Genomic DNA, 9,519 nt, shown 5'->3' with positions numbered 1-9,519 from the left:
CGACATCCGACGCCATTCATGGCCATATCAATGATTTTCTGGTGCGTACCGGGCTGAGAGGCGGTGTAAGTGAACTGTAGTTGCCATGTTTTACGGCAATGAGAGCAGAGATAGCGCTGATGTCCGGCAGTGCTTTTGCCGTTACGCACCACGCCTTCAGTAGCGGAGCAGGAAGGACATCTGATGGAAATGGAAGCCACGCAAGCACCTTAAAATCACCATCATACACTAAATCAGTAAGTTGGCAGCATTACCTCCGATGTGTTATCGCTGAAATGGGAGCAGATTGGAAACGACGGGATCTTTATCCAGCAAGGGAAAACAGGAAAAAAACAGATAAAAGCATGGAGTCCACGATTACAGGCGGCGATCGAAAAAGCAAAACAGTTACCAACATCCGCCTATGTAATCAGCAATCAATACGGCAACCGATATATGTACAAAGGCTTTAACGAAATGTGGGTAGAAGCAAGAAATCGCGCAGGCAAAATTTCAGGTATTTTAACCGACTTCACCTTTCATGATCTGAAGGCGAAAGGAATTTCAGACTATGAAGGAAGCAGTCGGGATAAGCAACTTTTCTCTGGTCACAAAACCGAGGGGCAAGTGCTAATCTATGACAGGAAGGTTAAAGTTTCACCGACACTTGATGTCCCGTTACCTGAAAATATTCCAAGTAATTCCACGTGTGATTTTTGTCACTGACTTAATGATGTATAAGTGATTGAATTTTGGCGGAGAGAGGGGGATTTGAACCCCCGGTGGAGTTGCCCCCACTCCGGTTTTCGAGACCGGTCCGTTCAGCCGCTCCGGCATCTCTCCGTTCAGATGGTTGCCATGATGCCAGGAAATTTGGCATTTTAACAGTCCCTGTCCGTGCAATTTTGTTCAAGTGACGAGTTTGCGAGCAAAACGATGATTAAGTGGCCCTGGAAAGTACAAGAATCAGCACATCAAACTGCCCTTCCCTGGCAGGAAGCACTATCGATCCCCCTTTTAACGTGTCTGACGGAACAGGAACAAAGCAAATTAGTCACTCTTGCCGAACGTTTTTTACAGCAAAAGCGGCTTGTTCCTTTACAGGGCTTTGAACTGGATTCATTAAGAAGCTGCCGGATAGCACTTCTATTTTGCCTACCCGTTCTGGAGTTAGGACTGGAATGGCTGGATGGTTTTCATGAAGTCTTAATTTATCCTGCGCCATTTGTGGTCGATGATGAATGGGAAGACGATATCGGTCTGGTGCATAACCAACGTATTGTTCAGTCAGGTCAGAGCTGGCAGCAAGGGCCTATCGTTTTGAACTGGTTGGATATACAAGATTCTTTTGATGCTTCTGGTTTTAACCTGATTATTCATGAAGTCGCTCATAAGCTGGACACCCGTAACGGCGATCGCGCCAGCGGAGTTCCCTTTATTCCGTTGCGTGAGGTTGCTGGCTGGGAACACGATCTTCATGCTGCAATGAACAACATTCAGGAAGAAATCGAATTGGTTGGCGAGAATGCGGCGAGCATTGATGCTTATGCAGCCAGCGATCCTGCTGAATGTTTTGCCGTACTTTCTGAATATTTCTTTAGCGCCCCAGAACTTTTTGCTCCTCGTTTCCCTTCATTGTGGCAACGTTTCTGCCAATTTTATCAACAAGATCCTTTGCAGAGACTGCATCACGCTAATGATACAGACTCGTTTTCGGCGACGAATGTTCATTAATTAACAACTTTGCAGATTAATTAACCAATTGAAATGACTTATGAAATTTAGTGTTGACAGACAAGGTACCGCTAAGTAATATGCGCCCCGTTCACACGATTCCTCTGTAGTTCAGTCGGTAGAACGGCGGACTGTTAATCCGTATGTCACTGGTTCGAGTCCAGTCAGAGGAGCCAAATTCTAAAAATTCGCTTTTTTAGCGCAATGTCACTGACCTTAGTTGAACATTGTTTTTTAACGGATAGCGGGTTTTTAACATCTTAAGCGCCCTCGACCTTTATGGTTGATGGCGTTTTGCTATGAACGCCATCACCATTTTCCCCTCGATTATAAAACTTGAGTTATTCAGTAGTCTCCCCTCTTGCAACTCACACCCAAAACTGCCTAACGAAAAGTTATTAATTTTCAATCATATTGCTATCAGTATTTACATTTTTTCGCTGTGCTAGAAAGGGCGCATTTATGTTAGCTCGTTCAGGGAAGGTAAGCATGGCTACGAAGAAGAGAAGTGGAGAAGAAATAAATGACCGACAAATATTATGCGGGATGGGAATTAAACTACGCCGCTTAACTGCGGGTATCTGTCTGATAACTCAACTTGCGTTCCCTATGGCTGCGGCAGCACAAGGTGTGGTAAACGCCGCAACCCAACAACCAGTTCCTGCACAAATTGCCATTGCAAATGCCAATACGGTGCCCTACACCCTTGGAGCGCTGGAATCGGCCCAAAGCGTTACCGAACGTTTCGGTATTTCGGTGGCTGAGTTACGCAAACTCAACCAGTTTCGTACGTTTGCTCGAGGTTTTAATAATGTCCGCCAGGGTGATGAACTGGATGTCCCGGCACAAGTTAGTGAAAAAAAATTAACCCCGCCGCCGGGTAATAGCAGTGACAACCTCGAGCAACAGATAGCCAGTACTTCACAGCAAATCGGGTCTCTGCTCGCCGAAGATATGAACAGCGAGCAAGCGGCAAATATGGCGCGTGGATGGGCCTCTTCTCAGGCTTCAGGCGCAATAACAGACTGGTTAAGCCGCTTCGGTACCGCAAGAATCACGCTGGGCGTGGATGAAGATTTTAGCCTGAAGAACTCCCAGTTCGATTTTCTCCATCCGTGGTATGAAACGCCTGATAATCTCTTTTTCAGTCAGCATACTCTCCATCGTACTGACGAGCGTACGCAGATTAACAACGGCTTAGGTTGGCGTCATTTCACTCCCACATGGATGTCAGGCATCAACTTCTTTTTCGACCACGATCTTAGCCGTTACCACTCCCGCGCCGGCATTGGCGCGGAGTACTGGCGCGACTATCTAAAATTAAGCAGTAACGGCTATTTGCGACTGACCAACTGGCGCAGCGCACCTGAACTGGACAACGATTATGAAGCACGCCCGGCCAATGGCTGGGATGTACGCGCAGAAAGCTGGCTACCCGCCTGGCCGCACCTTGGCGGTAAACTGGTCTATGAACAGTATTATGGCGATGAAGTGGCCCTGTTCGATAAAGACGATCGGCAAAGTAATCCTCATGCCATAACCGCTGGACTTAACTATACCCCCTTCCCGCTGATGACCTTCAGCGCGGAGCAACGCCAGGGTAAACAGGGCGAAAATGACACCCGTTTTGCCGTCGATTTTACCTGGCAACCTGGCAGCGCAATGCAGAAACAGCTTGACCCGAATGAAGTCGCTGCACGGCGTAGCCTTGCAGGCAGCCGTTATGATCTGGTGGATCGCAACAACAATATCGTTCTGGAATATCGCAAAAAAGAACTGGTTCGCCTGACCCTGACAGACCCCGTGACAGGGAAGTCAGGAGAAGTGAAATCACTGGTTTCGTCGCTACAAACCAAATATGCCCTGAAAGGCTATAACGTCGAAGCCACCGCACTGGAAGCTGCCGGTGGCGAAGTGGTCACAACGGGTAAAGATATTCTGGTTACCCTGCCGGCTTACCGGTTCACCAGTACGCCAGAAACCGATAACACCTGGCCGATTGAAGTCACCGCTGAAGATGTCAAAGGCAATTTGTTCGAATCGTGAACAGAGCATGGTAGCCGTTCAGGCACCTACGTTAAGCCAGAAAGATTCCTCGGTATCGTTAAGTACCCAGACGTTGAGCGCGGATTCCCATTCAACCGCCACACTGACTTTTATTGCGCATGATGCAGCAGGTAATCCTGTTATCGGGCTGGTGCTCTCGACGCGTCACGAAGGTGTTCAGGACATCACCCTTTCTGACTGGAAAGATAATGGTGACGGAAGCTATACCCAGATCCTGACCACAGGTGCGATGTCTGGCACGCTGACGCTTATGCCACAGCTGAACGGTGTGGATGCGGCTAAAGCCCCCGCCGTGGTGAATATCATTTCTGTTTCGTCATCTCGGACTCACTCGTCAATTAAGATTGATAAGGACCGTTATCTCTCCGGCAATCCTATCGAGGTAACGGTAGAACTGAGAGATGAAAATGACAAACCTGTTAAGGAGCAAAAACAGCAACTGAATACCGCAGTCAGCATCGACAATGTGAAACCTGGTGTCACTACAGACTGGAAAGAAACCGCAGATGGCGTCTATAAGGCAACCTATACCGCCTATACCAAAGGCAGTGGGCTTACTGCGAAGCTATTAATGCAAAACTGGAATGAAGATTTACATACCGCTGGATTTATCATCGACGCCAACCCGCAGTCAGCGAAAATTGCGACATTATCTGCCAGCAATAATGGTGTGCTCGCCAATGAGAATGCAGCAAACACCGTCTCGGTCAATGTCGCTGATGAAGGAAGCAACCCAATCAATGATCATACCGTCACGTTTGCGGTATTAAGCGGATCGGCAACTTCCTTTAACAATCAAAACACCGCAAAAACGGATGTTAATGGCCTGGCGACTATTGATCTGAAAAGTAGTAAGCAGGAAGACAACACGGTTGAAGTCACCCTTGAAAATGGCGTGAAACAAACGTTAATCGTCAGTTTTGTCGGCGACTCGAGTACCGCACAGGTTGATCTGCAGAAGTCGAAAAATGAAGTGGTCGCTGACGGCAATGACAGCGCCACAATGACCGCGACAGTTCGGGATGCAAAAGGCAACCTGCTCAATGACGTCAAGGTCACCTTCAATGTTAATTCAGCAGCAGCGAAACTGAGCCAAACCGAAGTGAATAGCCACGACGGGATCGCCACAGCTACGCTGACCAGTTTGAAAAATGGTGATTATACGGTTACGGCCTCTGTGAGCTCTGGTTCTCAGGCTAATCAACAGGTGAATTTTATCGGTGATCAAAGTACTGCAGCCCTGACCCTCAGTGTGCCTTCAGGTGATATCACCGTCACCAACACAGCTCCGCAACATATGACTGCAACCTTGCAGGATAAAAATGGCAACCCACTAAAAGATAAAGAAATCACCTTCTCTATGCCAAACGACGTCGCAAGTCGGTTCTCGATTAGCAACGGCGGAAAAGGCATGACGGATAGTAACGGGGTTGCAATCGCCTCCCTGACCGGCACGTTAGCGGGCACGCATATGATCACGGCTCGTCTGGCTAACAGCAATGTCAGCGATGCACAGCCAATGACGTTTGTGGCGGATAAAGACAGAGCGGTTGTCGTTCTACAAACATCGAAAGCGGAAATCATTGGGAATGGCGTGGATGAGACGACCCTGACAGCAACAGTGAAAGATCCTTTTGATAACGTGGTTAAAAATCTGTCAGTAGTCTTCCGCACCTCCCCCGCAGACACGCAACTGAGTCTGAACGCGCGTAATACTAATGAGAACGGTATTGCTGAAGTTACCCTTAAGGGCACGGTTTTGGGTGTTCATACAGCCGAAGCCATACTGCTTAACGGCAACAGAGATACGAAGATAGTCAATATTGCGCCCGATGCCAGCAACGCGCAGGTCACCCTGAACATCCCTGCACAACAGGTGGTGACGAATAACAGCGACAGCGTGCAGCTGACGGCGACGGTGAAAGATCCGTCGAATCATCCGGTGGCGGGAATAACGGTGAACTTCACCATACCACAGGACGTGGCGGCAAACTTTACCCTTGAAAATAACGGTATTGCCATCACTCAGGCTAATGGCGAAGCGCATGTCACCCTCAAAGGCAAAAAAGCGGGCACGCATACGGTTACCGCAACGCTGGGTAACAATAATGCCAGCGATGCGCAACCAGTCACCTTCGTGGCGGATAAGGACAGCGCGGTTGTCGTTCTGCAAACATCGAAAGCGGAAATCATTGGGAATGGCGTGGATGAGACGACTCTGACGGCAACAGTGAAAGATCCTTTTGATAACGCAGTAAAAGATCTACAGGTCACCTTCAGTACCAACCCCGCAGATACTCAACTTAGTCAGAGCAAAAGCAATACTAACGACAGTGGTGTGGCCGAAGTTACCTTTAAGGGCACGGTTTTGGGTGTTCATACAGCCGAAGCCACACTGCCTAACGGCAACAACGATACGAAGATAGTCAATATTGCGCCCGATGCCAGCAACGCGCAGGTTACGCTGAACATCCCTGCTCAACAGGTGGTGACGAATAACAGCGACAGCGTGCAGCTGACGGCGACGGTGAAAGATCCGTCGAATCATCCGGTGGCGGGAATAACGGTGAATTTCACCATGCCACAGGACGTGGCGGCAAACTTTACCCTCGAAAATAACGGTATTGCCATCACCCAGGCCAATGGGGAAGCGCATGTCACGCTCAAAGGTAAAAAAGCGGGTACGCATACGGTTACCGCAACGCTGAGTAATAACAATACCAGTGATTCACAGCCGGTAACGTTTGTGGCGGACAAAACCTCGGCTCTGGTTGTTCTTCAGATATCAAAAAATGAGATCACAGGTAATGGCGTAGATAGCGCAACGCTAACTGCAACAGTCAAAGATCAGTTCGACAATGAGGTGAACAATCTTCCGGTAACATTCAGCACAGCTTCTTCAGGCCTCACCCTGACCCCAGGGGAAAGTAATACCAATGAGTCTGGCATCGCGCAGGCCACTCTCGCAGGCGTTGCCTTTGGTGAGCAGACGGTTACTGCATCACTGGCTAATACTGGTGCCAGCGACAACAAAACTGTGCACTTTATTGGCGACACAACGGCGGCAAAAATTATCGAGTTGACGCCTGACCCAGGCAGCATAATCGCCGGTACCCCACAGAACAGCACCGGTAGCGTAATCACCGCTACAGTCATTGATAATAATGGCTTTCCGGTGAAAGGTGTGACTGTGAACTTCACCAGCAACGCAGCGACAGCCGAAATGACGAATGGCGGCCAAGCCGTAACGAACGAACAGGGTAAGGCTACCGTCACTTATACCAATACCCGCTCCTCGATAGAATCAGGAGCGAGACCGGATACCGTTGAGGCCAGTCTGGAAAATGGTAGCTCCACGCTTAGCACATCAATTAATGTCAACGCTGATGCGTCTACGGCACATCTCACCTTGTTACAGTCACTTCTTGATACAGTCTCCGCAGGCGACACTACCAATCTGTATATTGAGGTGAAGGATAATTACGGCAACGGTGTACCCCAGCAGGAGGTAACCCTCAGCGTTTCACCAAGTGAAGGCGTGACTCCCAGTAATAACGCTATATATACGACCAATCACGACGGCAATTTTTACGCAAGCTTTACCGCTACAAAAGCCGGGGTTTATCAAGTGACGGCAACCCTCGAAAATGGCGATTCGATACAACAAACAGTGACCTATGTGCCGAACGTCGCGAATGCCGAAATCACGCTGGCAGCCTCGAAGGATCCGGTGATTGCCGACAATAACGATCTCACGACACTAACAGCAACAGTCGCTGATACAGAGGGCAATGCGATAGCCAACACTGAAGTAACATTTACTCTGCCGGAAGATGTGAAGGCGAACTTCACGCTGAGCGATGGCGGTAAAGCGATTACTGATGCTGAAGGCAAAGCGAAAGTCACGCTGAAAGGTACAAAAGCAGGCGCTCATACTGTTACAGCATCGATGACTGGCGGTAAGAGTGAGCAGTTGGTGGTGAACTTTATTGCGGATACGCTCAGTGCGCAGGTTAATCTTAACGTTACCGAGGACAACTTTATCGCCAATAACGTTGGGATGACCACACTTCAGGCAACAGTGACTGATGGAAACGGCAACCCGTTAGCCAATGAGGCGGTGACATTCACGCTACCGGCAGACGTGAGCGCAAGCTTCACTCTCGGACAAGGCGGTTCCGCCATTACTGATATCAACGGCAAGGCTGAAGTTACACTGAGCGGTACAAAATCCGGTACCTACCCCGTGACAGTTAGCGTGAACAATTATGGTGTCAGTGATACGAAACAGGTGACTTTGATTGCCGATGCTGGTACCGCAACACTAGCCTCCTTAACCTCTGTATACTCATTCGTCGTCAGCACGACCGAGGGCGCGACCATGACTGCAAGCGTCACTGACGCTAACGGCAACCCGGTAGAAGGCATAAAAGTTAATTTCCGCGGAACCTCCGTCACGCTAAGCAGCACCAGCGTTGAAACGGATGATCAGGGTTTCGCTGAAATTCTTGTGACAAGCACCGAAGTCGGACTGAAAACAGTTTCAGCCTCTCTGACAGATAAACCTACTGAAGTCATATCGCGATTACTGAATGCAAAAGCAGATATTAATTCTGCAACGATTACCAGTCTGGAGATACCTGAAGGTCAGCTAATGGTCGCACAAGACGTAGCAGTTAAAGCTCACGTCAACGACCAGTTTGGCAACCCGATTCTTAATGAATCTGTAACATTCAGTGCAGAGCCACCAGAGCACATGACCATCAGCCAAAATATTGTCTCTACTGATACGCATGGTATAGCCGAGGTCTCCATGACGCCCGAAAGAAACGGTTCGTATATGGTGAAAGCATCCCTGGCGAATGGAGCCTCACTTGAGAAACAACTGGAGGCTATTGATGAAAAACTGACACTCACGGCGTCCAGTCCGCTTATCGGTGTCTATGCCCCTACAGGCACTACTCTGACGGCAACGCTAACCTCTGCAAATGGCACTCCAGTGGAGGGTCAGGTCATCAACTTTAGCGTAACGCCAGAAGGGGCGACGTTAAGTGGCGGAAAAGTGAGAACTAACTCTTCAGGTCAGGCTCCGGTCGTTCTGACCAGCAATAAAGTCGGTACATATACGGTGACTGCATCGTTCCATAACGGCGTAACAATACAGACACAGACAACCGTGAAAGTCACTGGCAACTCAAGCACCGCACATGTTGCTAGCTTTATCGCTGATCCATCGACTATCGCCGCCACCAACAGTGATTTAAGTACCTTAAAGGCAACGGTTGAGGATGGCAGTGGTAACCTGATCGAAGGTCTCACTGTGTACTTCGCCTTAAAAAGCGGCTCTGCCACATTAACGTCATTAACAGCGGTGACCGATCAAAACGGAATCGCGACAACAAGCGTGAAAGGAGCGATGACAGGTAGCGTCACGGTAAGCGCAGTCACGACCGCTGGTGGAATGCAAACAGTAGATATAACGCTGGTGGCAGGCCCGGCAGACGCCTCGCAGTCCGTCCTTAAGAAAAATCGGTCCTCACTGAAAGGGGACTTTACCGATAGTGCTGAGCTACATCTTGTTTTGCACGATATATCAGGCAATCCGATCAAAGTTTCTGAAGGGATGGAATTTGTGCAATCTGAACCGCCCCGGGAATCCTGGAGACTAAACTCCCTGAGAAAGAGGTAAACAGGATGACTAAAAATACTCGTTTTTCCCCCGAAGTCCGTCAGAGGGCG

At 49.1% G+C, this 9,519-nt stretch carries 2 protein-coding genes, 2 tRNA genes and 2 pseudogenes; 4 read left to right on the top strand and 2 right to left on the bottom strand.

Annotated elements, in window-relative coordinates:
- Nucleotides 1-200 (bottom strand): IS1 family transposase (locus BFF42_RS04880; protein ID WP_001638972.1); only part of this gene is annotated, 200 nt, incomplete at its 3' end.
- A 55-nt stretch (nt 201-255) separates the two neighbouring features.
- Here BFF42_RS04880 and BFF42_RS04875 point away from each other — a divergent pair.
- Nucleotides 256-705 (top strand): annotated as a pseudogene (locus tag BFF42_RS04875) (tyrosine-type recombinase/integrase); the annotation flags it as partial.
- Between the two features lie 27 nt (nt 706-732).
- On the opposite strand, the gene BFF42_RS04870 reads toward BFF42_RS04875, so the two are convergent.
- A tRNA-Ser gene (locus tag BFF42_RS04870) sits at nt 733-822 on the bottom strand.
- Nucleotides 823-915: 93 nt separating this feature from the next.
- Here BFF42_RS04870 and mtfA point away from each other — a divergent pair.
- The 3 genes and pseudogenes from mtfA to BFF42_RS04855 form a co-directional block, all read left to right on the top strand.
- On the top strand, nt 916-1,713 hold the full coding sequence (gene mtfA, locus BFF42_RS04865) for a DgsA anti-repressor MtfA (protein ID WP_001302302.1): 798 nt from the start codon (nt 916-918) through the stop codon (nt 1,711-1,713).
- Nucleotides 1,714-1,813: 100 nt separating this feature from the next.
- Nucleotides 1,814-1,889: transfer RNA gene (locus tag BFF42_RS04860), tRNA-Asn, on the top strand.
- Between the two features lie 313 nt (nt 1,890-2,202).
- Nucleotides 2,203-9,421, top strand: a pseudogene (locus BFF42_RS04855) (Ig-like domain-containing protein); the annotation flags it as partial.
- Nucleotides 9,422-9,519: the final 98 nt, after the last annotated feature.

The sequence above is a fragment of the Shigella sp. FC1661 genome, from assembly GCF_001712525.1.
In the GTDB taxonomy this organism is placed as follows: domain Bacteria; phylum Pseudomonadota; class Gammaproteobacteria; order Enterobacterales; family Enterobacteriaceae; genus Escherichia; species Escherichia coli.
The sequence above is the reverse complement of the archived record's forward strand: the minus strand, read 5'-3'. Positions and strand labels throughout refer to the sequence as shown.

Bases quoted from the DNA above. Each gene is read 5' to 3' on its own strand.
- mtfA (WP_001302302.1), top strand. From the start codon at position 916: ATGATTAAGTGGCCCTGGAAAGTACAAGAATCAGCACATCAAACTGCC.